Source organism: Streptomyces virginiae, from assembly GCF_040638905.1.
Classification (GTDB): Bacteria; Actinomycetota; Actinomycetes; order Streptomycetales; family Streptomycetaceae; genus Streptomyces; species Streptomyces virginiae_B.
Genome location: NZ_JBEZYV010000001.1, coordinates 516,685 through 540,068, shown reverse-complemented (window position 1 = coordinate 540,068; position 23,384 = coordinate 516,685). Strand labels below are relative to the sequence as shown.

At 69.1% G+C, this 23,384-nt stretch carries 19 protein-coding genes and 1 pseudogene; 13 read left to right on the top strand and 7 right to left on the bottom strand.

Annotation, left to right across the window (positions count from 1 at the left end; all coding sequences use genetic code 11):
• Positions 1–2: 2 nt before the first annotated feature.
• The 5 genes from paaC to AB0F82_RS02545 all read left to right on the top strand — a co-directional run bounded on the left by paaC (position 3) and on the right by AB0F82_RS02545 (position 5,542).
• Complete coding sequence (paaC, locus tag AB0F82_RS02565) at positions 3–869, top strand: 1,2-phenylacetyl-CoA epoxidase subunit PaaC (protein ID WP_362622990.1); 867 nt, start codon at positions 3–5, stop codon at positions 867–869.
• Positions 863–1,399: a 1,2-phenylacetyl-CoA epoxidase subunit PaaD gene (paaD, locus tag AB0F82_RS02560; RefSeq protein ID WP_362622987.1), complete on the top strand. Its 537-nt coding sequence runs from the start codon at positions 863–865 to the stop codon at positions 1,397–1,399. Before paaC ends, paaD begins: the two co-directional genes overlap by 7 nt.
• Positions 1,399–2,535, top strand: a complete 1,137-nt coding sequence (paaE, locus tag AB0F82_RS02555) for a 1,2-phenylacetyl-CoA epoxidase subunit PaaE (RefSeq protein ID WP_362622984.1) — start codon at positions 1,399–1,401, stop codon at positions 2,533–2,535. The genes paaD and paaE overlap by 1 nt, the downstream gene beginning before the upstream one ends.
• Positions 2,536–2,833: 298 nt before the next feature.
• Positions 2,834–4,297, top strand: a complete 1,464-nt coding sequence (locus AB0F82_RS02550) for an amino acid permease (RefSeq protein ID WP_436842015.1) — start codon at positions 2,834–2,836, stop codon at positions 4,295–4,297.
• Positions 4,298–4,636: 339 nt separating this feature from the next.
• On the top strand, positions 4,637–5,542 hold the full coding sequence (locus tag AB0F82_RS02545; RefSeq protein ID WP_356809751.1) for a LysR substrate-binding domain-containing protein: 906 nt from the start codon (positions 4,637–4,639) through the stop codon (positions 5,540–5,542).
• Between the two features lie 29 nt (positions 5,543–5,571).
• Here AB0F82_RS02545 and AB0F82_RS02540 read toward each other — a convergent pair whose 3' ends face one another.
• Positions 5,572–5,865: a LysR substrate-binding domain-containing protein gene (locus tag AB0F82_RS02540; protein WP_362622981.1), complete on the bottom strand. Its 294-nt coding sequence runs from the start codon at positions 5,863–5,865 to the stop codon at positions 5,572–5,574.
• A 295-nt stretch (positions 5,866–6,160) separates the two neighbouring features.
• Here AB0F82_RS02540 and AB0F82_RS02535 point away from each other — a divergent pair, with 295 nt between their 5' ends.
• The 3 genes from AB0F82_RS02535 (at position 6,161) to AB0F82_RS02525 (ending at position 8,883) form a co-directional block, all read left to right on the top strand.
• Positions 6,161–7,024: a PhzF family phenazine biosynthesis protein gene (locus AB0F82_RS02535; protein WP_362622979.1), complete on the top strand. Its 864-nt coding sequence runs from the start codon at positions 6,161–6,163 to the stop codon at positions 7,022–7,024.
• Between the two features lie 584 nt (positions 7,025–7,608).
• Positions 7,609–8,040, top strand: a complete 432-nt coding sequence (locus AB0F82_RS02530) for a GNAT family N-acetyltransferase (protein ID WP_356809749.1) — start codon at positions 7,609–7,611, stop codon at positions 8,038–8,040.
• Between the two features lie 228 nt (positions 8,041–8,268).
• Positions 8,269–8,883, top strand: a complete 615-nt coding sequence (locus tag AB0F82_RS02525; RefSeq protein WP_362622976.1) for a 2'-5' RNA ligase family protein — start codon at positions 8,269–8,271, stop codon at positions 8,881–8,883.
• 639 nt (positions 8,884–9,522) lie between these two features.
• On the opposite strand, the gene AB0F82_RS02520 is transcribed toward AB0F82_RS02525, so the two are convergent.
• From AB0F82_RS02520 to AB0F82_RS02510, 3 genes are all read right to left on the bottom strand, one after another.
• Positions 9,523–10,086, bottom strand: coding sequence for a DUF3060 domain-containing protein (locus tag AB0F82_RS02520; RefSeq protein ID WP_362622973.1), 564 nt, complete (start codon positions 10,084–10,086; stop codon positions 9,523–9,525).
• Between the two features lie 326 nt (positions 10,087–10,412).
• A complete protein-coding gene (locus tag AB0F82_RS02515; protein WP_362622970.1) occupies positions 10,413–11,096 on the bottom strand; it encodes a hypothetical protein in 684 nt (227 codons plus the stop codon).
• Positions 11,097–12,107: 1,011 nt separating this feature from the next.
• Positions 12,108–12,611 (bottom strand): hypothetical protein, encoded by a 504-nt coding sequence (locus AB0F82_RS02510; protein ID WP_362622967.1) that lies wholly within the window; start codon positions 12,609–12,611, stop codon positions 12,108–12,110.
• A gap of 1,149 nt (positions 12,612–13,760) precedes the next feature.
• Here AB0F82_RS02510 and AB0F82_RS02500 point away from each other — a divergent pair.
• The 3 genes from AB0F82_RS02500 to AB0F82_RS02490 all read left to right on the top strand — a co-directional run bounded on the left by AB0F82_RS02500 (position 13,761) and on the right by AB0F82_RS02490 (position 17,904).
• A complete protein-coding gene (locus AB0F82_RS02500; RefSeq protein WP_362622965.1) occupies positions 13,761–14,474 on the top strand; it encodes an endonuclease/exonuclease/phosphatase family protein in 714 nt (237 codons plus the stop codon).
• 668 nt (positions 14,475–15,142) lie between these two features.
• Positions 15,143–15,811, top strand: a complete 669-nt coding sequence (locus AB0F82_RS02495) for a carbonic anhydrase (protein ID WP_362623425.1) — start codon at positions 15,143–15,145, stop codon at positions 15,809–15,811.
• A 128-nt stretch (positions 15,812–15,939) separates the two neighbouring features.
• Positions 15,940–17,904, top strand: coding sequence for a flavin monoamine oxidase family protein (locus tag AB0F82_RS02490; protein ID WP_362622962.1), 1,965 nt, complete (start codon positions 15,940–15,942; stop codon positions 17,902–17,904).
• A 32-nt stretch (positions 17,905–17,936) separates the two neighbouring features.
• Here the strand turns inward: AB0F82_RS02490 and AB0F82_RS02485 are convergent, their stop codons facing one another.
• Together AB0F82_RS02485 and AB0F82_RS02480 are read right to left on the bottom strand one after the other, a co-directional pair.
• Entirely contained in the window at positions 17,937–19,916 is a 1,980-nt protein-coding gene (locus tag AB0F82_RS02485) for a CASTOR/POLLUX-related putative ion channel (RefSeq protein ID WP_362622959.1), read from the bottom strand.
• 161 nt (positions 19,917–20,077) lie between these two features.
• Positions 20,078–20,617, bottom strand: a pseudogene (locus tag AB0F82_RS02480) (isochorismatase family protein); the annotation flags it as partial.
• A gap of 148 nt (positions 20,618–20,765) precedes the next feature.
• On the opposite strand from AB0F82_RS02480, the gene AB0F82_RS02475 reads away from it, so the two are divergent.
• Positions 20,766–21,350, top strand: a complete 585-nt coding sequence (locus AB0F82_RS02475; protein WP_362622957.1) for a DUF6434 domain-containing protein — start codon at positions 20,766–20,768, stop codon at positions 21,348–21,350.
• Positions 21,351–21,445: 95 nt separating this feature from the next.
• A complete protein-coding gene (locus AB0F82_RS02470) occupies positions 21,446–22,522 on the top strand; it encodes an enoyl-CoA hydratase/isomerase family protein (RefSeq protein WP_362622955.1) in 1,077 nt (358 codons plus the stop codon).
• Positions 22,523–22,690: 168 nt separating this feature from the next.
• On the opposite strand, the gene AB0F82_RS02465 is transcribed toward AB0F82_RS02470, so the two are convergent.
• Entirely contained in the window at positions 22,691–23,353 is a 663-nt protein-coding gene (locus AB0F82_RS02465) for a TetR/AcrR family transcriptional regulator (protein ID WP_362622952.1), read from the bottom strand.
• Positions 23,354–23,384 lie beyond the last annotated feature (31 nt).

Genomic DNA, 23,384 nt, shown 5'->3' with positions numbered 1-23,384 from the left:
AAATGAGTGACGAGGACCTGTACGTCGACCACGACGACGCGCAGTGGGCGTTCGGCACCGGTTTCACCGACCCCCTGCACGGCATCGACCAGAGGGTGCCGGACGGCGTCGACGCCGGAGACCTGGCCGCCTGCTGCCTGGCCCTGGGCGACGACGCCCTGGTGTCCGCCCAGCGGCTCGCCGAGTGGTGCACACGCGCCCCGGAACTGGAGGAGGAACTCGCCCTGGCCAACATCGGCCTCGACCTGCTCGGCCAGGCCCGGCTGCTGTACGCCAGGACGGGACGGGCCGACGGTACGGGCCGCGGCGAGGACGCGTACGCCTACTTCCGTGATCCAGACGACTTCCGCAACCTACGGCTGGCCGAACTGCCCGGCGGCGACTTCGCCTTCACGATCACACGGCTGCTCGTGCTGTCCGCCTGGCGGCTGGCCGTCTTCGAGGAGCTCACCGGCGCTCCTGATCCGGTGCTCGCCGCCATCGCCGCCAAGAGCGTGAAGGAGCTCTCCTACCATTGCCACTACGCCGCCGTGTGGACCGTGCGCTTCGGCGACGGGACTCACGAGTCCCGTAACCGCCTCAGAACGGCCCTGCTCGACATCGCGCCCTGGCTGGCAGAACCACTGACCGACCGGACCGCAGCCGGTCTGGGTGCCGAGTCCGCGGTGGTCGCCGATCGGACACTGCGGCGCCTCGCGGACGTCCTGGTGCGAGCGGGATTCGACCCCTCCGAGGTCCTGCCTCTCGGCCCGGCGTCCGCCCCCGCCATACCCGGCTCCGGCCGCGACGGTGACCGTACCGAACACCTGGCGCCGCTCCTCACCGAACTCCAGAGCATCGCCCGCGCACACCCGCAGGCGCAATGGTGACGCTCGCGGATGCCGGCGAGCGCCGCCGAAAGGCGGCGCACCGCGCCTGGAGTACCGTCTGCGAGATCCCCGATCCCGAACTGCCCATGCTGACCCTCGCCGACCTCGGAGTGCTCCGCGGCGTCGAGGTGGAGCAGGACGGTACGGTGGTCGTGCGGCTCACCCCGACCTACTCCGGCTGTCCCGCCGTGGCCGAGATGCGGGCCGAAGCCGCCAACCGGCTGCAGGCGGCCGGCTTTCCCGCCGTCCGGGTCGTCACCGTGCTGGACCCGCCCTGGACCACCGACTGGATCACATCCCAGGGCCGCCACAAGCTCGCCGAACACGGCATCGCACCACCGGGGCCTCGGCGCCGCAGCGAATCCGGGCCGGTGTGGCTGTCCCTCGGGCCCGCCCCGTCAGATGTGCCCTGCCCGCGCTGCGCCTCGGTCGACACCGAGGAGATCTCCCGGTTCGCCGCAACCGCCTGCCTGGCGCTCCGTCGCTGCGGCACCTGCCTGGAGCCCTTCGAGCACCTCAAGGACCTTTGATGACGACCCCCTCCCGTCCCCCCGGCACAGCGCGGACCCGTCTGCGTCCCGCCTTCCACGCCCTGCGCGTCGCAGCGGTCGAGGGGCTGTGCTCCGACGCCGCCGCGCTCACCCTCGCGATACCGGACCGCCTGGCCGAGGAGTTCGCGTTCCTCCCCGGCCAGTGCCTCACCGTGCGCCGGGAGATCGACGGCCGCGACGAGCGCCGCTCCTACTCCATCTGCTCCCCCGTCGGGGAGCCACCGCGCATCGGCATCCGCGTCGTACCCGGCGGCCTGTTCTCTTCCTGGCTCGTCCACGGTGTGCGCCCGGGAGACATCCTTGAGGTGATGGGGCCGGCTGGTGCTTTCACCCCCGACCTCACCGCAGCCGGACAACCCGGTGATTCCGGTCAACCCGGTGGCCTCGGCCACTACGTGCTCATCGCCGCCGGATCCGGGATCACACCGATGCTGTCGATCGCCGCCTCCGTACTCGGCGCCGACGGCTCATCCCGCATCACCCTCCTCTACGGCAACCGGCGCACCGATACGGTCATGTTCGCGGACGAACTGGCAGACCTGAAAGACCAGTACCCGGCCCGCTTCCAGCTCGTTCACGTGTTGTCCCGCGAGCCGCGCGAGGCCGAAATGCTCACCGGCCGCCTCGATGCGGCGCGGCTCACCGCCCTGCTCGCTGCCCTGGTCGACACCGACGGCGTCGACCAATGGTGGCTCTGCGGTCCGCACGGCATGGTCCGTGACTCCAGCGCCATCCTGGCCGGGCTCGGCGTCCCGGCCGACCGAATCCACCAGGAACTGTTCCACGCCGATGAAGAGCCGCCCGCCGCCCGCCACGAGGTCTCGGCGATCGGTCTCACCACGAGCGAAGTCACCGTCGTCCTGGATGGCAGGGCCACCACGTTTCCGGCCCCCCGGGACCGGACCGTGCTCGACGCTGCCCAACAGCTCCGCCCCGACCTGCCGTTCGCCTGCCGAGGCGGCGTCTGCGGGACGTGCCGCGCCCTGGTGACCCAAGGCCGGGGGGACATGCGCCGCAACTACGCCCTGGAGCCCGCGGAGGTGGCCGCGGGATACGTCTTGACCTGCCAGACCCGCCCCGCATCGGACGAGCTCACCGTGGACTTCGACATGTGAGCGCGAACATGTCGACAACGTTCGGTTTTCTCGACGATGAACGATCGGAAACCTGCGCTGGAAAAGGCGCATGCCGTTCGGCACAGTAAGCCCGGGTCGATCAATGGCCTTTCCCGAACGGACGTTCGGTAGAGCGCGGGGGAAGCCAGATTGCCGCCTTGGTCCCCGACGCGGGAGACCGCGCGAACCCGGGCCGTCCGCAACGTTCGTTGACCGACGGCGTGCGCCTATCGAAATCTTCAGCGGACCGGCAGTAACGGACCGCACTGAATCATTTTATGGAAAGTGAGAGCAAGGCGTGAGTGAGCAGTCGCTCGTAAAGCCCGCAGCGCCATCCGGACCGGCCCGGCCCAATGTCGACGCTGGAGACGCCGGTTACAGCAAGTCGTTGAAGTCCCGGCACGTCAGCATGATCGCCATCGGCGGTGCCATCGGCACCGGCCTCTTCCTCGGTGCCGGCGGCCGCCTCGCCGAGGCCGGCCCGTCGTTGTTCGTCGCGTACGCGGTCTGCGGCGTCTTCGCCTTCCTCGTCGTCCGCGCGCTCGGCGAACTCGTCCTGTACCGGCCTTCGTCCGGCGCCTTCGTGTCGTACGCCCGGGAGTTCCTCGGCGAGAAGGGCGCCTACACCGCAGGCTGGATGTACTTCCTGAACTGGGCCACGACCGGTATCGCCGACATCACCGCGGTGGCCACCTACACCCACTACTGGGGCATGTTCTCCGACATACCCCAATGGGTGATCGCGCTGATCGCCCTTGCGGTCGTCCTCGCGGTCAACCTGATCTCGGTGCGGATCTTCGGCGAGCTGGAGTTCTGGTTCGCAATCGTCAAGGTCGGCGCCCTCGTCGTCTTCATGTGTATCGGCATCTTCCTGCTGGTGACCCAACACCCCGTCGACGGTCACCACCCCGGTCTGTCCGTGATCAGCGACAACGGAGGCGTCTTCCCCAACGGTCTGCTGCCCATGCTCCTGATCACCCAGGGCGTCATCTTCGCCTACGCCGCAGTCGAGCTGGTCGGCGTTACCGCGGGTGAGACCGAGAACCCCGAGAAGATCATGCCCAAGGCGATCAACTCGATCATGTGGCGCGTGGCGCTCTTCTACGTCGGCTCGGTCATCCTGCTCTCGATGCTGCTGCCGTGGAACAAGTACGTCGCCGGCGAGAGCCCCTTCGTGACCGTGCTGTCCAACATCGGTGTCCCCGCCGCGGGCGGCGTGATGAACCTTGTCGTCCTCACCGCGGCCATGTCCTCGCTCAACTCCGGCCTCTACTCGACCGGCCGCATCCTGCGGTCCATGGCGATGTCCGGCTCGGCACCGAGGTTCACGAGTGCGATGAGCCGCAGCCAGGTTCCCTACGGTGGCATCCTGCTCACCACCGGTATCTGTGTGCTCGGCGTCGGTCTCAACTTCGTCGTGCCGGCGGAGGCGTTCGAGATCGTCCTGAACTTCGCGGCGATCGGCGTCCTGGCCACGTGGGGCATGATCATGATCTGCCACCTGCTCTTCTGGCGGAAGACGCAGCAGGGCGAGCTGACGCGTCCTGGCTACAGGCTGCCCGGCTCGCCGTGGACCGAGATCGTGACCCTCGGCTTCCTGGCCTCCGTCCTGGTGTTGATGTACGCCGACGGCGGCGCCGCACGCACCACCGTGCTGTGTCTTCCGCTGATCGTCGGGGCCCTCGTCGCCGGGTGGTTCGGCGTGCGCGGCCGGGTGGCCGGCATGCGCAAGGCAGCCGAGGACGCCGAAGCCAGGCCATGACCTCGACGACGCCACATCCGGAACGGCTCGCCCAGGCACCAGTGGCGTGACATCACCTGCCTGAAACGGGCCGTGCCGGCGACCTGCCCAGGACGCATTCAAGCGTGACCTCGTAGCGCTTTTCAATGGCCCGGTGGTCGCCTTACGATCCGACCGCGCCCAAGGGATTCCTGGCCACCGCGCACCCCTCGATACGGCACCCAGCCCAGAACCGGCGGCGCTGATCCTTGCAATCCGCCGCCGTCAGCCCGAGTGGACCGCGAGGCGTAGGGTGACATCACACTCTGCGCGTCCGGAACAAGCTCTCCCACGAGAAAGCCAGCTGTTTCAGGCGCTGTCATGTTCGATCTTCACCGGCTCAGACTTCTCAGGGAGCTCAAGCACCGCGGCACGCTGGCCGCCGTTGCCGCTGCCTTGTCCTACAGTCCATCGACCATTTCTCAGCAGTTGTCGCTGCTGGAATCCGAGGTCGGCGTCCAGCTACTGGAACACGTCGGTCGGCGGGTACGCCTCACCCAACAGGCGGAGATCCTCGTAGCCCACACCGAGGCTGTCCTGGAGCGGCTGGAACGCGCAGAGACCGACATTGCGACATCTTTGACCGATTTGACCGGAACGCTCCGCATCGCTTCCTTTCAGAGTGCGGCGCTTGCCCTGGTCCCCACCGCGCTGAACCTGCTGCATGCCGCTCATCCGCTGCTGCGTGTCCATCTCACTCAGATGGAGCGGGAAAGTGCCATTTCTGCTCTGCTGGCGCGTGACTTCGATCTGATCATCGACGTGGAGTACCCCGGTATCCCCGGTCCTCGGCCCGCGGAGGTGGAACAGGAGGAGTTGTGTGAGGACACCCTGCATCTGGCTCATCCGGCCATTGGGGGCGTGGCCGACCCCATGGAAGCGCTCCTCAGCCTGGCAAAACTGCCGTGGATCATGGAGCCCGAGGGAACCATCGCTCGCCGCTGGTCGATGGCACTGTGCCGCGAAGCAGGCTTCGAACCGGACATCCGGTACGAGTCCACCGATCACTTCCTGCATCTGCGGCTCGCCGAACAGGGTCATGCGGCCGCGCTGCTGCCGGGCTTGGCATGGCACGGCCGTCCCCCGACCGTCCCCATACAGCCACTGCCACGGGCTCATCACAGGCGCAGACTGCTCACTGCCGTGCGTCGCGGAGGCGGCCAGCACCCCACCATCAAAGCCGCCCGGCAGGCACTGCTCCAGGCTGCTGAGCAGCTGGTGCTGTGACCGCATGAGCCGCTGGGCCCCTGCTCTCGTCAGGCCAGACGTCCAAGTAAGTCTTCGACCGCGTCGATGAGCGGATCGCCTTCCGTGCCTGTGCGCCGAATGAGACCCAGTTCGACGTGAGGGAGTTCTGGCGTGCCGCCGTATGCGGCGGTGCCGGGTTCCACGCAAGCGGGCGGTAGAGCCGCAGCGCCGAGGCCGGCCCGGACGGCGGCTTGCACGGCGGCCAGGCTGGTGCTTTCGAAAACAACACGCCATGGACGCCCGTTGGCTTCCAGCGCGTACAGCACCGGCGTGCGCCAGCGGCACGGCGGGGAGAACAGCACGGGCGGTAGGCCGGGCAGGTAGGACGGATCACACAGGGCGATATGGATACGTCCGGAGGACCAAAGGCCTCCCTCATGTACGGCCCGGGAGCGCTGACCACTTCCAGCGTCGCTTCGGGGTCAAGGCGCGCAAAATCGGCAAGGGCCTGGGGGAACGGTGCAGCGGCGAGGTCTTCGATCAGTCCCACCCCGCAATGCCCCGTAGATCGCGGTCGAAGGCCATAACCGCACGTTGTACGGTCCCCTTTCCATCGGGTAGGTCCATCTGAAGGAGCGAATCATTAGCGTCAGTCCCATGCACTACTTCCACGTCGATGTGTTCAGCTCTCGCCCCTTCGGCGGCAACAGCCTCACCGTCTTCCCCGATGCCGCCCAGCTCAGCAGCGGCCAGATGGCGGCCATCACGCGGGAAATGCGCCACTTCGAATCGATCTTCCTGACAGGTGAGGACGCGGGAGACAGAGCTTGGCGCGCCCGCGTCTTCGACCTCGTCGAGGAACTCGACTTCGCCGGCCACCCTGTCATCGGGGCCGCTTGTGTCCTGCACGCGCTGCATGGCAGTGGCGACAGTGAGACGTGGAAGATGAAATTGACATCCCGCACGGTGGAAATCACCACACATCGGCGTGGGCCTGGGCGGTACGCGAGCGTGCTGGATCAGGGCGCTCCCTCCTTCCTCGGCCGGCCGGACCGCAAGGACCTGGCGTCTTGGTTTTCGCTGAATGAAGAAGATCTGGATGCGGATCTCCCGCCCGAGGTGGTCTCCACCGGTCTGCGCTACTTGGTGCTGCCGGTACGCAGCGGCGCACTCGAACGGGCCCGGATCGCTTTCGATCTCGACACGCCGCTTTCCAGTCTCGGCGCACAGTTCGCCTATCTCCTCGATGCCGACACCATGGAGTCACGGCACTGGAACAACGACGGCATCGTCGAGGATGTGGCGACCGGAAGCGGAGCCGGATGTGCCGCCGCCTATCTGCGCCGCCACGGCCGCATCCGCGACGGGGAAAAGGTGGTCCTCAGACAGGGCCGGTTCACTGGCCGTCCCAGCCAGATGACGATCAGCGCGCACGGCCCAAGTGGGGACGTCCGCTCGGTACAGGTCGGCGGCGAAGTCTCGTTCGTCGCGAATGGACGTTTGGAGGAGCTGCCAGCATGATCGGCTTGCTGGAATCCTTCGGGTCCGACAGCCGTCGTCTGGTCGCTGCCGGGTGGACCAGTCCGGGGGAGCGGGCGAGGTATGCAACCCTATTTTCTTGCGGAGTCGGTCACGACTTCTCTGTGACGGCTCGGCCGGTAGAGCGTTGGCGATGTCCGGGTTCTTGCAGCACGCGTCCGTCTCGCCGACCTGAACACACTTGCCTACGCGCTGGTGGAGGCAGAGCGCTTTTGCGAAGCGACAGTCGTCTTCCAAGCCCTCGCAGGCGTGGTGACGTCGTGGCCGCGGCGACACCAGGAGATGCCGTGCAGCGATATACCAAAGTGGCCGAACCTGCCAGACGGTGCCAGGCGGTCTGAATGCCGCCAGTTTGGATCCTCAGGTCGGAAACGCCTCTGCCGGACCCAGCGAGTGACACTGGCACAGCAAACGAAATCCGCATCTCGTCACAGAGGATGACCCATGCTCAGATTCCTAGCCGCCGAGGCCGATCCGACGTCCATCAGAGCAGGACAACACGGGCCTGACTCGGATGCCGAATTCCGTGATGGCTGGTCAGCTGCACAGACTGGATCAATACACTCATGAACGCTGAACTTCCTACCGGATATGAGATATCCACAGACCCTGCCCGCCTCGATCCTGCGCTGATCCACCAGTGGCTGTCACAGGACTCCTACTGGGCCGTTGGTCGATCCAGGGAAAAGCAGGACATGGCGATCGCCTGTTCCCTCAACTTCGGCGTCTACGACAGCGTCTCAGGCGCCCAGGTCGGTTTTGCCCGTGTTGTCACCGACTCGGCCACCTTCGCCTGGTTGTGTGACGTCTACATCGCACGCGACGTACGTGGCAAGGGCCTGGGAACCGCTCTGGCCACTGCGATCCGGGACCATCTTTCTCCTTACGGCCTGCGCCGAATCCTGCTGGCCACGGCGGACGCGCACGCGGTCTACGCCAAGGTGGGCTTCGCATCACTGGAGAAACCGGAGAAGTGGATGACTCTAGGGGAGCAGTGAGCCCCCAAGCACCTCGGCGCAACGGGCCTCCAGCCGCGATGCGGGGAACGCGAGACCGGACCAAGGCAGGCGGTACGAGCTGCCGCAATGCGGTGCGCGGGGAAGCCAAGCGCCTCGACGTAGTTGCGGTTCGACGGATTCGGAACACCGCTCCGCCGACTCGTCCCCACATGCTGCGACGCTCTTCGGCGTGTGGTCCTATGAGACCGGCCGGGATCAGGGGGATAGATGCCGGAAGACCAGTCGGGCCTGTATCAGGCAGGCGAAACGGTGCTGTTGGTCAAGGTGCCCGAAGCCGAGCCGCTCGTGGGCCAATGGCGCCAACGGTTCGACTCCTCGGCCGGAGCAAGGCTTCCGGCGCACGTGACGGTGCTCTATCCATTTCTGGACCATGGCCGCATCGATGCCGACGTGCTCGGCGCGCTCGAGTTGGTCATTGGGGCCCACTGCGCCTTCGACGTTCGGTTCGAAGGCTTCGGGCGGTTCCCCGACGTGCTCTTCCTGGTGCCGACGCCGGAGGGTCCGCTGCGGGCTCTTACTCAAGCCGTCTGCGAACGATGGCCGGAGGTCCCGCCCTATGGGGGCCGGTTCGTCGAGGTCGTCCCGCACCTGACGGTGGCCCATGGTCAGGAGCGGAGCGTATGTGACGAGGCCGAGGCCGCCCTCACCGGCCGTCTGCCGGTCACCGCCCGCGTCTCGGCGGTTCAGCTTTTGGTTTGCGACGGCGAGTCCTGGCATGAACGGGCGGCCTTCCCGCTGCGCGGCCGGGTGGCACCCCCCGGGCCGCCCTCCACGGGCGCGGCGTCCACGCGCCCGGAGCGCATCCTGCGGGAGCGGACATAGGCGTGAGCCCCGCGGGCGAACGGCTCAACTCCGCGCAGGGCCTCGTAGGGCGGAGAACAGCCGCCACAGATGTACCTGCTCCTGGAGACGCTGGACGGTGCGGAGGAGGTGCGGGTGCCGGCGGCGACCAGGGGCTACACCTGGGCTCCGCGCTCAAGCGGTTTCGGCGTGCCACCGCTGTGGTCCCGGCTCCAGCGGTCCTCGGTACAGGCGCGTGGCCCGGACGGCATCCGGGCGTGGCCGTGGTCGATCCGGAGCGGACCGGCACGCACGTCAGGAGTCAGCCGTGGCGATGGTAGGACTGTCCTGGATTACCGAGGACTCGCTGTACGCCGCTCACCATCCCCGGCGCCGCACACCTCACCTTCATGGACGGCCCCCTGTGCCTGCCGCCTGTTCCTTCGATGGTCGGCTCTCTGGGCCGCATCGAGAGCCCGCACGCTCTCGCCGCAACCACTCTCGCCTTCTTGAACGCCACCCTGCGGCACGAACCCGGTGACCTGGCCGGCGTTCTGTCAGCCTACGGCGACCTCAGCGTCTCAGGTCCGACAGCGCCCGGCGTGTAGCGGGCGAGAGGGAGCCCCCCGATCAGTGGAAATCGGGGGGTCGCAAGTCGATGCGTTCGGTTTCTCCCTGCTACTACAGCTCTTGGTCTTCCTTGAGTGCGTCGTTGTACTGCTGCTCACTGACGCGGGCGACCCTGTTGGTGGCACCCCCGGCCGTCACCTCGGGGTGGTCTCCGTTGGAGGCCCGCACCCAAACCACCCCGTTATTGAGGCCTTCGACCCTGAGGGTACTGACGGTCTTCACTGCCACCCCATTGACGTCCCCGCGGACCGTCAGGATGTCGGCGGACTCCACGTAGATCGAGTTATTGCTGCCGCTGACGGTGACGGTCCCGCAATCCCCCTCGATGAAGAAACTGCTGGAGTCAGCTTCGATGGTCGTGTCGCGTCCCCGGCAGTCGGCGGACTGCACATTATTGGTGCCGGTGAGCTGAAGCGGCTTGGCCGTGCTGGACGGAGGCGAACCGGAAGCCCCGCCGGCACTACTGTCGGCGGCGGCACCTGTGCTGGGGGCTCCGGTGGTCTGCAACGATGACGACGCCCCCTCGGCCGGCGTCGTGACGTCGACTGCGCAACCGGTCATGACCGAGAGTGCAAGGGTCATGACAGCAGCGGGCAGCAGTTTCGAGACATGCATGGCGATGTGTTCCTTGTGGTGGTAACTGCGGGCCCGGAATGCCGAGGCGCTTTGTTGATCAAAACTTCACAGAGGAGAAGTCGTTTCACTTGGCGAGTCGGCCGCAGTTGATGAGGGCTGCGGCGATGGGACGAAGGCCAGGAAGTGGGCCTTCCGGTTGAACTCCAGCCGGGTCCCTGCCCCCTTGGGCTGGGTCCGGAGCGAGGCGTGCAGCGCCTCCAGGATGTGCCCGCCGACGCCGAGGGCCGGGACCGCTGGTTCGTCACGCAGCCCGGGGACAGCGTCACGCTCCCCCCGGTACTCATCGGCAGCATGTCCGTGCAAGGTCACCCTGGCGATGTTTCGCCCGGCACCGCCGGGCGTCTGCGGCCGATGAAGAGAACCACTGCCCCTGCGGTCAGTGCTGAAGCTGAGGCAAGGCCCAACCACAACCTGGTCTGCCGCTGGACCTCGAGCTCAACCGATTCTTCGTGCACCCAGAATTCCGCATTCCACGCTTCGTCCCGAAGTTCCCATTCGCGTTGCACGTCCGCAGCCTGATCCGCCTCGCGCAACCTGCGATCCGCCAACGCGCGATTTAGGTACCCGTAGTTCTCGGTCTCGTTGACGCGTGTGTGAACCTGCATGGCCAGGGCGCCGACAAGACCGCCGACGACCAGTAGCGCCACACCGATCAATCCCGCCGAGGCTTTGCTTGGCACCACTGGGCGTCGGTGACCGAGCATGAGGATTACGGCGCCTGCGATCAGTGACGAAGCCGCGATCGCGCCGAACCACAACCTGCTGTGCTTCTGGTCGTCCAATACAGCCAGTTCAAACTTGGAGGACCGAGTCCAAGACCGAGCCTCCTGAAGCAAGTGATGCCGATGAAGGTTGACGGCCTCATTCGCCTCGAGCATGTAACGGTCCGCCAGGTCGAGATTGCGGTCCGCGCGGGCCGCGGCTTCCTGGACGTGCATGTCAACGTATTTGGTCAGGGCGCCGAGGAGAACTGCCGCGAACAGCAACATGACACCGGATATAAAAAACTTGCGACTCACCGTCAAACCTCAAATGTCGGTTTCGGGCATGCCCCTCTGGCTTCCTGGAGGATGGCGAAGCTGTGTTCAATCCTCCATGTGTAAGGGGTCCTTTCAGAACAGGGCCGGCCCCGGCGCGGTGGGTTGCCAAGTCCCCCATCCTCCCTATGGCGCCGCAGGCATCAGGAGAGACTGCTCGCCAACGCGGCTCTCACTTTCCATGGGTAATGTGGTGCGGTCCGTACTGCCGTCGGGCAGGTCAACGGGATTGCAAGCGGACAGGGTTGGTGTCGCGCGATCGCTCGCGTTGCGGACCGGGGCGCAATCAGGCTCCGCAAGACCACCGGCCGTTGAGTGATTGATCGACTCGAAGCTACTCTGCCGATCGGCCAGCACTTTTTCTAGCGCAAGTTTCCGATCATTCATCGTCGAGGAAATCGAACGTTAGCCTCAAGTCAGGTTCAGGCGCTGACGGTTTCCGTGAGCGGTCCGTCGCGACCGCCACGTTACTCACGTTGATCCCCAGCTTCGAAGAGTTCCACGGATGTCACGGGGGTGGGCACGAAGCCGGTTGTCACCCCGGCGACGCCACCGACCGTGACGAGTGGGTCCGCCACCTTGTCGCCCTACAACCAGCTCGGCCGCACCTGGCCTCCAGCACCATGCGGCAGCCCGCCGTGCCCACACGCCCGCTGGGGGAAGAGCAGCCCCTACGTGACGGCCTCCCACCTGCGACAGGGAAGATCCCAATCGTGGCGAGGCTTGATCTGTGGCGCGAACGCGGCCGACCCGGCGTTCCTGGCGCTTCAGCCGTGACCACCTCCAGTTCCTTGACAATCGCGACGGGGCACCCCGCGGGAAAGCAGCCGATGCCCGAGCCCGCGCCGGATCACCAATGCACGCTGCCACGGTGAGAGCCGGCCTCGGCCCTGGCCTACGGGCTGGTGTATCCCGTTGATGCGGCTGCCGTGATACGTCGGTGGTGGGCGGTCGAGAGGCAGGTTATGCGGGACAACCTGCCGCCGTACTGCGGATGTTCAGGTAGAAGTCGATGAGTTTGACCGTGGCGAAGGCTGTGGCCCCGATGCGCAGAGCGTTGACCCCGAACCAGGCCCAGGCAAGTGTGTCGACGCGCGCCGGGTCGTTGATCGGAGGCCCGAAATACAGCATGCCGTTGATTTGCGTGACGGCGACGAGGGTGAGCACGGCCATGGCGAGATGGCCGCAGGTGGCGAGTCGCAGGCGAGTCTGGTTCGCGGGCGACAGACCGCTCCGCTTCAGCCAGAGAAAGGCCAGCGAGCCCAGGGCCGGGACAGCCACGATCGCATAGTAGAAGACCGGGTTGGTGACCGAATGGTACGGGTCCCACAAAGCCTGGGCTTCCACAGCATGTGCGCCGATCATCATGTTCGGGACATCGACGATCTCCTCATAGAGGAAGCCGAAGAAGAACCACGCGTGGCACAGAACCGCTGTGCCCGCAGCGGGGCCTATACGGGCATGCAAGGGGAACGCCTCCTGGATGGAAGAATGAAGCCGACCCCCATCAAATAGTCAAACTCTTTGCATATCAACTTGCTTGAAGACCCGCGCGTAGGGAGGGGGGCGACCTCCCTCGCCTGCTGACGGGGGAACTGACCGACCTCAGCACGGCGATCAACTTGATAGGCGGCGCTGCGGTAAGCCGGGCCGGCAACAACCAGACAGACCTGGTTGGCTTGCAATGGCCAGCACATCAGGGGCCCATGAGCGCGGGTCAGGTCGTCGGCCGCCGTGCTGACGACCGCCGCCATCAGCGCCGTGGCCTCCCGGATGGAGGCTCGGGGGTATGCGCGTCGTGAAATGGATCCGACGACAGACGCAGGGTGCTGCTGCCCGGCCTCTCGGTGCTGGCCCGGCAGGTGTCGGAGGCCCGCACGGGGGCCTAGCGGCGTCTGTACGAGGCGGTGGCCCGCCGCGCGCCGAGCCGATGATGCGCTCGCGCCGACGCCGGCTGAGCTTGCTGGTGGTGCCGTAGAACAAGCGGGTCGCGGAGCTTGAGCGGTGGCTGCGTACGCCGCCGACGAAGTCGACGAGGACCGCGATGGTGCGGGCGATGGAGCGGGTGGAGGTGATTTCCGCGTTCGCGCTGGGGCGGGTGAACCTGTCGAGGGTGCCGGTGAACCGGCTGTCCACGCTGGCCCGGTACGGGTAGCTGAGCAAGGCGCAGACGAGCGAGCGGGCGCCGGAGCCTCGGGCGCACGGCCTTGTTGACGGCGGTGGTGCGTCAGCCGGAAGCGCAGGCGGTCGATGACGCGCTGGACTGGTTTGGCACTGGGATTCACCGCCGTCGCAGCCGTAGGCATCGGCTCCATCGCCACCGCTATCGCCTGAGCGGGAGTGCCCGCCGGGGGTGAACAACGGTGTCGAGGCACCCGTGAGCAGGCCACTCACCGCTCAAGAGAGTGCTGGCCATGTAGGGTCTCAGTCTCCGCGGCATACGCCGAAGTTGTGAGCTGTGGCTTCTCGCGCTGTCTCACGTCGTATCATGCGGCTGGAGTCTCAGATCCGTGGCATTTTTTCCCCGACACACCGGCAGCTGATGGGCTCGTGGTCTGCGCCGCTCAGTGGTCGCACCAGACCACGGTCGGACATTGTGGTCTAACCTCGCGACGTATGATCACGGTTGCCAGCTGGAACGTTCTGCACCGCGTCCACGCCGAGAACTGGGGCGAGGACGTCCTGAGGGGTTGCCCGGACGAGTCGGAGCGGATCGCCGCGGTTACGGCGTTGCTGGTGGGACGAGACGAGCACGTCATCGCCCTGCAGGAGGTCAGTGGTGACCAACTGACCAGCCTCCGCCTTGCCCTGACTGGCCGAACCATCCACGCGTTGAGGTACCCGCGCGTCCCAGTACCGCGCCACGGGAGCTGCTCGCTGCGGGAGCCCGAGGAGTACCTCGTGCTCCTGATCGACGGACCGAGCCGGGAGGTCGCTGCCGAGTCCTTCGAGGACGACCTGGGGAAGGGTGCGCTCGCCGTCGAGACCGCCGGAATGCTGATCGTCGCCACGCACGTGAGCGGCGATCAGCGGCGCACGCGCCAGCTGGCAAGCCTGGCCGAATTGGCCACCTCTCCGCGGGGATGCGCAGCAGTGCTTCTCGGGGACTTCAACACCGATCGTGCCACCGTAGCATCGGCTCTGGGTACTGGCTTCGCCGTCGGGGACCTTCCACCAGACGGCCTACCGACACGGCCGCGCACGTCAGGTTCGAAGTCCCAGTGGATCGACCACGTGGTCGTGCGGGGCGCTGAGGTCAGCAACGCAGCGGTCGAGAGCACAGAGGGCCTCTCCGACCACAATCTGGTCCGCGCAACCGTCACCATGTGAGCTACCCGCCCCGACCCTGGGCAACGAGCTGGGGAAGAGACCCGACAGCGACTAACGGCCCGTTGCTCGACAGGCCCGCCCATCTCCCAGGAGAAGGTACTGACCGCCATGCCCGGCGGGGCAGCTCGCACCGAAGCCGAGACGGAAGACCTGCGGCTCGCCCTGCGCCAGTACCGGCACATCACCTTGCGGCTACAGCGCATGTGAGCGTCCCTGTTCCGATCGGCCCCTGACAGCCGGTGGGGACGGCCCATCCTCCCCGATGAGCTGCCTCGCCGGCCTCTCGTCGTCACCGCACGAACGAAGCGAGCGGTCCCGGACTCCACCGCCCGGCGTGCTGCGGCCTGACCGCTTACCACGCTGAATGGTCACCGCCAACCAAGGAGACGCCTGTCCATGACACAGGTAGGCATGTACAGCACCCGCCGCAAGTACTCTCACGATCGCGAGGTGAAGCGGCATGCTGTGGAAGCACCAGTCGGGGGGCTTCCTCCACGACGCGGTCGCGGACACCGGCAGCCGGGCGCACTCCGAGCTGAGCTGAACCCGGGCCGTGTCCTGTGGAGCAGGTCAATCGAAAATGAATAGTTTGTTCCGATGTGAGTGTCGAAGCTGAAGGTGAAGAAGGCCCGGGACGGCGTCGGCTGGCCCGGGCGGTACTGACGGGCATGGCCGCCGTGGGCGCCGGGCTGATGGCCGGCTCCTCCCACGTGCCCATGGCCCCGCGCATCAGGGGAGGGGCCGGATCGCGGCCCACCACCCCCGAGACGGCGCTCCGTGAACTGGTGGCGGGAAACGGGCGGTGGCGGACCTACCACGAGCGCCACCCCGACCAGACGCGGACCGTGCGGCGCACACTCGTCGCCGGACAGCACCCGTTCGCCGTCGTCCTCGGCTGCGTCGACTCCCGGGTTCCGCCGGAACTGGTCTTCGACCAGGGCCTCGGCGACCTGCTGACCGTCCGCTCGGCGGGCGAGGTCCTGGACGAGGCGGTCCTCGGGAGCGTCGCCTACGGCGTCCTCGAACTGCGGATCCCGCTGATCGTCATCCTGGGGCACCAGTCGTGCGGGGCCGTGGCCGCGGCCGTGCGGGCCGCGGAGGGCGGACCACCGCTCCCCGGCCACATGCAGTACCTGGTCGACCAGATCCGCCCCGCCATCGACCGCGGTCTGCGGGGTGCCGCACGCATCGACGCCGCGATCACCGCCAATGTCCGGCTGGTGCGCGAGCGGCTGGCCGCCGAGCCCGAGATGGCCGCCAGGGTCGCCGCCGGTGCGCTGGCCGTCGTGGGAGCCCGGTACGAACTCACCAGCCAGCGGGTGCGCCGGGTCCGCTGAACCCCGAGCGCCCCGAACCGAAACCCCGTTCGTCAATCGCGGGGGCCCCTTCCGCACGTCCAGGTGATACTTCCCCGCCCGGGCCCCTTTCGGCGTCCAGGGCGCCCGGGGGGCTGGAGAGTGGGTTCATGATCATCGAGTCTTCCCCCGCCCCGGACGCCACCCCCGACCCTGCGGACGGGCACGCCCCGGACCCCGCCCGCCGCCCCTCGCGCCGCACCCTCATCGCCGGGGCCGCCGCGGTCGCGGGAGCCGGCGCCCTCACGGCCGCCACCGCGTCCGCCGGGACGCCGCAGACCCCGTCCGGCCCGGCCCGTCCCGACTGGCTGACCTGCCTCACCGTCGCCCGGGCGGTCCTCGTACGGGACGACGACGACCAGCCCCTGGTGCCCGGTTACACCGACGTCCTCCTCAGGAACGGCCTGCCGCGCTCCCGGATGCCCCGCAGGAAGGTGCTGGTCGTCGGCGCCGGGCCGGCCGGCCTGACCGCCGCCCACCTGCTGCGCGAGGCGGGCCACGAGGTCACCGTCATCGAGGCCAACGGCAACCGCGTCGGCGGCCGGATCAAGACCTTCCGCACCGGCGGACACGAGAAGTCCGCCGCGGCCTTCGCCGACCCCAAGCAGTACGCCGAAGCCGGCGCCATGCGGATCCCCGACAGCCACCCGCTGGTCACCGGCCTGATCGACAGCCTCGGCCTCAAGCGCAGGCGCTTCCACCTGGTCGATGTCGACGGCTCCGGCCGCCCCGCCTACCGCACCTGGATCTTCGTCAACGGCATCCGCGTCCGCCGCGCCGACTACGCGCGCAGCCCGCAGACCCTCAACCGCTCCTTCGGAGTGCCGGCGGCCTACGAGTCGATCCCCGCCGCGCAGATCGTCCGCAGCGCCTTCGCCCCCGTACGCAAGGAGATCGACGGCAAGAAGGACAAGGAACTCGTCGAGGGCTGGGCCCGCGTCATCCAGCGCTACGGCCACATGTCGATGTACCGCTACCTCACCGAGGAGGCGAAGCTCGACGAGCGCACCATCGACCTGATCGGAACCGTCGAGAACCTCACCTCCCGCCTCCACCTCGCCTTCGTGCACAGCTTCATCGGAGCCTCGCTCATCAGCCCCGACACCGCCTTCTTCGAACTGCCCGGCGGCACCGCCACGCTGGCCGACGCGCTCTACGCCCGTGTCGAGGACATCGTGCGGCTCGACCGCCGCGCCACCCGGATCACCCACGGGGAGGGACGCGTCACCGTCGACACCGTCTCGGAGGGCCGCGACGGCCGCCCCGTGCAGCGCGAGACCTTCACCGGCGACACCGCGATCATCACCGTCCCCTTCTCCGGGCTGCGCCACATCCCGGTCACTCCCGCGCTCTCCTACGGCAAGCGGCGCGCGATCACCGAGCTGCACTACGACGCGGCCACCAAGGTGCTGCTGGAGTTCAGTCGCCGCTGGTGGGAGTTCGACGAGGCCGACTGGAAGCGCGAACTGGAAGCCGTGCAGCCCGGCCTGTACCGCAAGTACCAGCTCGGGCAGACCCCGGAGGACGGAGCGCTGCTGGGCGCCCACTCCTCCGTACCGCGCAGCGGCATCTCCGGTGCCCAGCGGGCCCACTACGCGGCCTGCCGCAGCCTCAGCCGCGACCAGCCCGAGGCCGCCGGGGTCATCGGCGGCGGCTCGGCCACCGACAACCCCAACCGCTTCATGTTCCAGCCCTCCTACCCCGTCGAGGGCAGCCCGGGCGGGGTCGTGCTCGCCTCCTACAGCTGGTCGGACGACGCCCTGAAGTGGGACTCCCTGGACGACGACGAGCGCTACCCCCGCGCCCTGGCCGGCGTCCAGGAGGTGTTCGGGCAGCGGATCGAGGTGTTCTACACGGGCGTCGGACGCACCCAGTCCTGGATGCGCGACCCGTACGCGTACGGCGAGGCCTCCGTGCTGCTGCCCGGCCAGCACACCGAACTCTTCCCGCACGTGCGCGGGGCGGAGGGGAACCTGCACTTCGCGGGCTGCCACACCTCCGTCAAGCCGGCGTGGATCGAAGGCGCCCTGGAATCCGCGGTGCGCACCGCCCTGGAGGTCCACACGTCGGCGTGACCGACGGCCGGACGGTCTGACGGCCTCGTGCCTCAGTTCTCGGCGAGTACGACCACGCAGTCGTGCTCGCCGAAACGGACCCGCTGCCGCTTGTCGGGATTGAGCCGGACGCCGTACGCGGGAGCCGTCGAGGTCTGGCCGCGCAGCCGGTAGCCGACCGCGCACTCGCGGCGGCGGCGCGCCGACTCGACCACCGTGGCGAAGGCCACCTCCCGGTCGGTCCGGACGTAGTCCGCCACCGGGCGCAGGTAGAACTCGCTCCCCTCCGCCCTGAACAACTCCTCGAAGACGTCCGCGAGATGTCCGCTCTCGGAGATCTGGGTCATCAGGAGGCTGATCAGACGGCCGCTGACGATGAAGTCGGCGCCGGCGCGGGCGGGGGCGAGCAGCCGGTTGCCGTCGTCGGACATCTCGGTGGTCAGCGGGAGTTCGCAGCCCGCCGCATCCCCGATCGCCCGCAGGTGCAGCAGCGTCACCAGGGTCCTGTCGTCCGTGCCGCTCCCGGGCTCCGCGGCGCGGGCGGGCGGGTCGGCGTCGGGGGGTGCGGCGGCCGGGGCCGCGCCCTCGCGTTCCCTCTCGCCGATCACGATCACGCTGTCGTACGAGGGCACGTCCAGCTTCGCCAGGACGTCCGGGTCGGTGATGTCCCCGCTGTGGAAGGACACGTCGAGACGGCTGCGCGCCGCCGCGACCTCGGCGGCGGTCCGCCGCGTCGCCGCGTCGCCGAACGCCACGACGTCCAGGGTGGTGCCGGGGCTGACGAACTCGTCGAGCTGCTCGACGACGAGCGGAGCGCGCCGGTTCCAGCCGAGGAGGAGGAGCCGTTCGGCGCAGCGTGACCGGGGGCGGGCGGTGACGATCGCGTCCTCGTCGACCCAGGGGCCGGCCGGCTCCGGCACGGCCGTGTCGTCGTCCTCGGAGACCAGGATGATCCGGTCGCCCGCGTCGATCTCCGTACCGGTGTCCGGGTTGAGCACGACGCGGCCGTCCGCGTGCAGCAGGCCGACCACCGAGGACGTGGTGAACGCGAGCAGGGCTTCGCCGAAGGTGCGTCCGGCGAGACCCTCCGCGCCGGCGGTGTAGAACTCGTCGCCGTCGAAGTCCAGCAACTCCTGGTACACGAGGGAGAGTCCGGGCTGGCGTGCGGTCTGCACGAGGAGCCGGGCGATGATCTCGTCGGCGCACAGCACGTGTCCGCCGGGTCCGGCCGCCAGCCTGGCCGTGAGGTGGTTGCGGGCGTCGCGGACCGCGGCTACCACCACCGTGTCGCGCGGCCGGGGGAGCGCGGCGTCGAGGGCGAGCAGGGTCTTCACCACGTGGGCGTCGCCCGCGTCCCCGTCGGGAGGCAGCACCAGGACCGCCTTCGACGTCTGCGGGCTCACCCGGGCCAGCACGGTCGGGTCGGTGGTGGGCCCGCTGCGGCAGATGATCCGCGTGGCGCCCGTCCCGGTACGGGTCCCCGTACGGTCTCCCCGGCCGCCGAGGCTCGTGGCGATCTCGTCCTCCATGTCGACCTTGTCCTTCGGGGCGAGGACGGCGACGGCGCGGCGGCGCTGGTTGGCGTTGGCCGCGACGAGCTCCGCGACCACCGGCAAGATCTGGTCGGACCAGCCCAGGACGACGGTGTGCCCCGCCTCCAGGACCGTCGAGTGTCCGCGCCGCAGCGACATGATGCGCTGGTTGATGCCGGTGGTGATCAGACTGACCAGCGTCGAAACGAACAGCAGGGCCACCAGGGCGAGCGTCACCGAGGCGAGCACGTAGAGCGGGGAACCGACCGCGCCTCCGACCTTGAGGGTCTGTCCGACGCTGACCCATACGGCCGTGAGCCGCCCCGAGAGGGTCGTGGGGGCGGCCCGGTCGGCCCAGACGAGGACCGCGCTCGCCGGGACGACGACCGCCAGGCAGGCCACCGCCAGCCACCCGATGAGCGGGGCGGTTCCCCCGGCCACCAGGTTGTCGAACCGGTACCGCAGGCGCAGCCGCAGGGACGTGGTGTGCTGCTGTGCCATGCGTACTCCCTCGTCTTCCGGGCTGCTAACCCGCGGGAGGCCCAGGAGTTACGGGCGGACCCGGTCGGAAGCGGACCCGGCCGGAAGCGGACCCTGCGTGCAGCGGGCCGGCCCTGAGCGGTCACGGGCGCAGGGCCGATGACCTCGCCGGTGGTGGTCACCCTGCCGATGCGCGGGAAGATCTTGCCGAAGGTGTGGGCGTGGGAGCCGGGGTCGGTGTCGGCGGTGGCGTCCTCCGGGAAGACCAGGTCGTAGCTGAGTTCCCACGCCGTACGGGCGGTGGACTCGACGCCGACGCTGGTGGAGATGCCGGCCAGGACGATGCGGTGGATGCCGCGGCGTCGGAGCTGGAGGTCCAGCTCGGTGCCGGTGAAGGCGCCCCAGTGGCGTTTGGTGACGACCACGTCGCCGAGGGCGGCGAGTTCGGCGGGGATCTCGGAGAACGCGGCGGGCGGCGCCGCGGCCGGACCCGGCCGGTCCGCATGGGCGGTGGGGAGGTCCCCGCCGTCGGGCGACCAGGCCGCCTTGACCAGGACCACCGGCAGCCGGCGGGCGCGGAACGCCGCGGCCAGCGCCACTCCCCGCCCCAGGACCTCCGGGGCGGGCCTGGTGGTGGGCAGGGCCAGGATGCCGGTCTGCAGGTCGATGAGGACCAGGGCGGTGTCCCCGCCGAGGACGAGGTCGGTCGGGTCGGCGGACATGCGCTCTCCTTCGGGGCCGGGTGCGGTGGGGCCGTCGGCGCTCGGTCTGAGGTGAAAGCCTGTCAGACGGGGCCGTTCCCGCCCCGGCTGACCACCGGCATGTCGCGTACGGCCGGGGATCGCCCCGACACTCCCGTAGAATGCGAACATGAGTACGAATGTGGCGGAGGTGCGCCCCCCGCTGTCGACGGCACTGACCGGCGCGGAGCTGCTGCGCTGGTACTGGACCCTGGCCGAACTGAGCGGGCTGGCACGGCAGATGGGGGTGCCGGCCCGCGGCGGGAAGGCCGCCGTCACCGCCCGGCTCGCCGCCGCGCTCGACGGCCTGCCCGAGCCCGTGTCCGCGGCGCCCGCCGCACCCCGCCGCGCGGGAAGGCAGCTCGCCGCCCCCGTCGACGGGACGACGGTGATCCCGGCGGGGCAGCGCTGCAGCCAGGTGCTGCGGGAGTACTTCGTCCGCGAGATCGGCCCGGGCTTCCACTTCGACGCCTTCATGCGGGAGTACGTCGCAGGCCACGCGGGGCACACCCTCGCCGAAGCCGTCGAGCACTGGCACGCGACCCGTGCCCGGGCGGCCGAATCCCAGGAGGTCGGTGACCAGTTCGAGTTCAACCGCTTCCTGCGCGACTGGCACGCAGACCACCCCGGCGGCGCCCGTGCGGACGCCATGGCCGCCTGGCGGGCCCACCGGGCCCGCCCCCGCGACCGGGACACTCCCCATGGCCGCCCGTAGCGCAGGTCGACGACCCCGGTGCCGAAGGTGCGGCTGCTCTCCGGGATGATCTTCCGCATACCGCCTCCGCCGGTGCCGCGGACATACTGATGGCCGTGAAGACCGAACCCGAGACCGACGCAAACGGCCCCTCCGACGACGGCACCGTCCTGTTCCACGTCGACGGCCGGACCGGCGTGGTCACCCTCAACCGCCCCCGGGCCCTCAACGCCCTCACCCACCCCATGGTGCTGCGGATCGCCGAGGCCCTCGACGCCTGGGCGGACGACTCCGCCGTCAGCCAGGTCCTGATCCGCGGAGCCGGCGAGCGCGGGCTGTGCGCGGGCGGCGACATCCGGGCCATCCACGACGATGCCAAGGCCGGCACCACCGCATCCGCCGGCTTCTGGCGCGACGAGTACCGGCTCAACGCCCGCATCGCCCGCTACCCCAAGCCGTACGTCGCCCTCATGGACGGCATCGTCATGGGCGGCGGCGTGGGGGTCTCCTCCCACGGCAGCGTCCGCGTCGTCACCGAACGCTCCCGCGTCGCCATGCCGGAGACCGGCATCGGCTTCGTCCCGGACGTCGGCGGAACCTGGCTGCTCGGCCGCGCCCCCGGCCGGCTCGGCACCCATCTCGCCCTCACCGGCGCCGCCGTGGGCGCCGCCGACGCGCTGCTCTGCGGGCTCGCCGACCACTTCGTACCCGCCGAGCGGCTCCCGGAGCTGACCGCCGCACTGGCCACCGCCCCCGCCGGCGAGGTGCTGCCGCGGTACGCCGCCACGCCCGCCCCCGGGGTCCTCGCCGACGGGCGGCCCTGGATCGACCACTGCTACGCGGCCGCCACGGTCGAGGAGATCGTCGAGCGGCTGCTGAGCCATGGCGAGCCGGCCGCGAAGGAGGCCGCCGAGACGCTTCTGGCCAAGTCCCCGACCGCCCTGAAGGTCACCCTCGCCGCGGTGCGCCGGGCCGCCGCCCTCCACACGCTGGAGCGGGTTCTTGCCCAGGAGTTCCGCGTCTCCTGCAACGCACTCGCCGCGCCCGACCTGGTGGAGGGCATCCGGGCCCAGGTCGTCGACAAGGACCGCACCCCGCGCTGGTCCCCGCCGACCCTGGCCGAGGTCGCCGAAGCCGACGTGGAACGCTTCTTCGCCCCCCTCGGCGAAGACCGCGAACTGCGTCTTTCCTAAGGGCTGTCCCGTAATCCCCGGTGGATCAGCGCGCGGCGTCAGACGCGGTGCATCGCAAGGCGGAGGAGCGTGCTGATACTGGGCGTATCCGGGCGTTCCGACAACGCGGCGAGGTACCGTGGCTGTCGTCGTGCGCCCGCCGGGGATCACGGGACAGCCCTTGGGTCGTCAGGCGCGGGCGAGACGGGCCTGGAGGCCGTCCAGGATCCGCTGGAGGCCGTAGTCGAAGTTCTCGTCGCGGAGCGCACGCGGGCTCCGCTCGCTCTGTCCGCTCCGGGCGGTCCGCGAGAGCTGGGCCGCCTCGCCGCTCGTCGCGCCGACGATGTACGAGACGACGGCCCTCATCGCGGGGACCGCCTCGCTCGCCGGGAAGCCGGCCGTCTGGAAGAGCGCCAGCATCCGCTCCGACATGCGCAGCAGGTTCGGGCCGAAGCGCGCCGGCCCCGCCTGCCCGAGCACCGATGCCACCCAGGGGTGGCGCAGGGTCATCGCGCGCAGGCTGTGGCCGCTGCGCGAGACGGCCTCGCGCCAGTCGCCCGGCGCGTCGGCGGCGGGCACCACCAGCTCGCCGCAGACCTCGTCCAGGACCAGCTCGATCACCTCGTCCTTGCCGGTGACGTGCCGGTACAGCGAGGTGGCGGCCGCGCCCATCTCGCCGCCGAGCTTGCGCATGCTCAGCGCCTCCATCCCGTCGGCGTCGAGCAGCCGCAGCGCCGCCGCGACGATCTGGGCCCGGCTCAGCGCCGGCTGCCGCTCCTTGCGGCGCGGACCCGTCCAGGCGGGGGCGACGGCGGGCGCGACGGGGTCGTGGTGCTGCTCGTCTGCTGACATGGCGGCAGCCTAGCGGTCGGTGCGAACGCCG

What these genes read in the sequence shown, in the direction of transcription:
- paaC (WP_362622990.1), top strand. Translation starts at nt 3, where the DNA reads ATGAGTGACGAGGACCTGTACGTCGACCACGACGACGCGCAGTGGGCG.
- paaD (WP_362622987.1), top strand. Translation starts at nt 863, where the DNA reads ATGGTGACGCTCGCGGATGCCGGCGAGCGCCGCCGAAAGGCGGCGCAC.
- paaE (WP_362622984.1), top strand. Translation starts at nt 1,399, where the DNA reads ATGACGACCCCCTCCCGTCCCCCCGGCACAGCGCGGACCCGTCTGCGT.
- AB0F82_RS02545 (WP_356809751.1), top strand. Translation starts at nt 4,637, where the DNA reads ATGTTCGATCTTCACCGGCTCAGACTTCTCAGGGAGCTCAAGCACCGC.
- AB0F82_RS02535 (WP_362622979.1), top strand. Translation starts at nt 6,161, where the DNA reads ATGCACTACTTCCACGTCGATGTGTTCAGCTCTCGCCCCTTCGGCGGC.
- AB0F82_RS02530 (WP_356809749.1), top strand. Translation starts at nt 7,609, where the DNA reads ATGAACGCTGAACTTCCTACCGGATATGAGATATCCACAGACCCTGCC.
- AB0F82_RS02525 (WP_362622976.1), top strand. Translation starts at nt 8,269, where the DNA reads ATGCCGGAAGACCAGTCGGGCCTGTATCAGGCAGGCGAAACGGTGCTG.
- AB0F82_RS02520 (WP_362622973.1), bottom strand. Translation starts at nt 10,086, where the DNA reads ATGCATGTCTCGAAACTGCTGCCCGCTGCTGTCATGACCCTTGCACTC.
- AB0F82_RS02515 (WP_362622970.1), bottom strand. Translation starts at nt 11,096, where the DNA reads ATGTTGCTGTTCGCGGCAGTTCTCCTCGGCGCCCTGACCAAATACGTT.
- AB0F82_RS02500 (WP_362622965.1), top strand. Translation starts at nt 13,761, where the DNA reads ATGATCACGGTTGCCAGCTGGAACGTTCTGCACCGCGTCCACGCCGAG.
- AB0F82_RS02495 (WP_362623425.1), top strand. Translation starts at nt 15,143, where the DNA reads ATGGCCGCCGTGGGCGCCGGGCTGATGGCCGGCTCCTCCCACGTGCCC.
- AB0F82_RS02490 (WP_362622962.1), top strand. Translation starts at nt 15,940, where the DNA reads ATGATCATCGAGTCTTCCCCCGCCCCGGACGCCACCCCCGACCCTGCG.
- AB0F82_RS02485 (WP_362622959.1), bottom strand. Translation starts at nt 19,916, where the DNA reads ATGGCACAGCAGCACACCACGTCCCTGCGGCTGCGCCTGCGGTACCGG.
- AB0F82_RS02475 (WP_362622957.1), top strand. Translation starts at nt 20,766, where the DNA reads ATGAGTACGAATGTGGCGGAGGTGCGCCCCCCGCTGTCGACGGCACTG.
- AB0F82_RS02465 (WP_362622952.1), bottom strand. Translation starts at nt 23,353, where the DNA reads ATGTCAGCAGACGAGCAGCACCACGACCCCGTCGCGCCCGCCGTCGCC.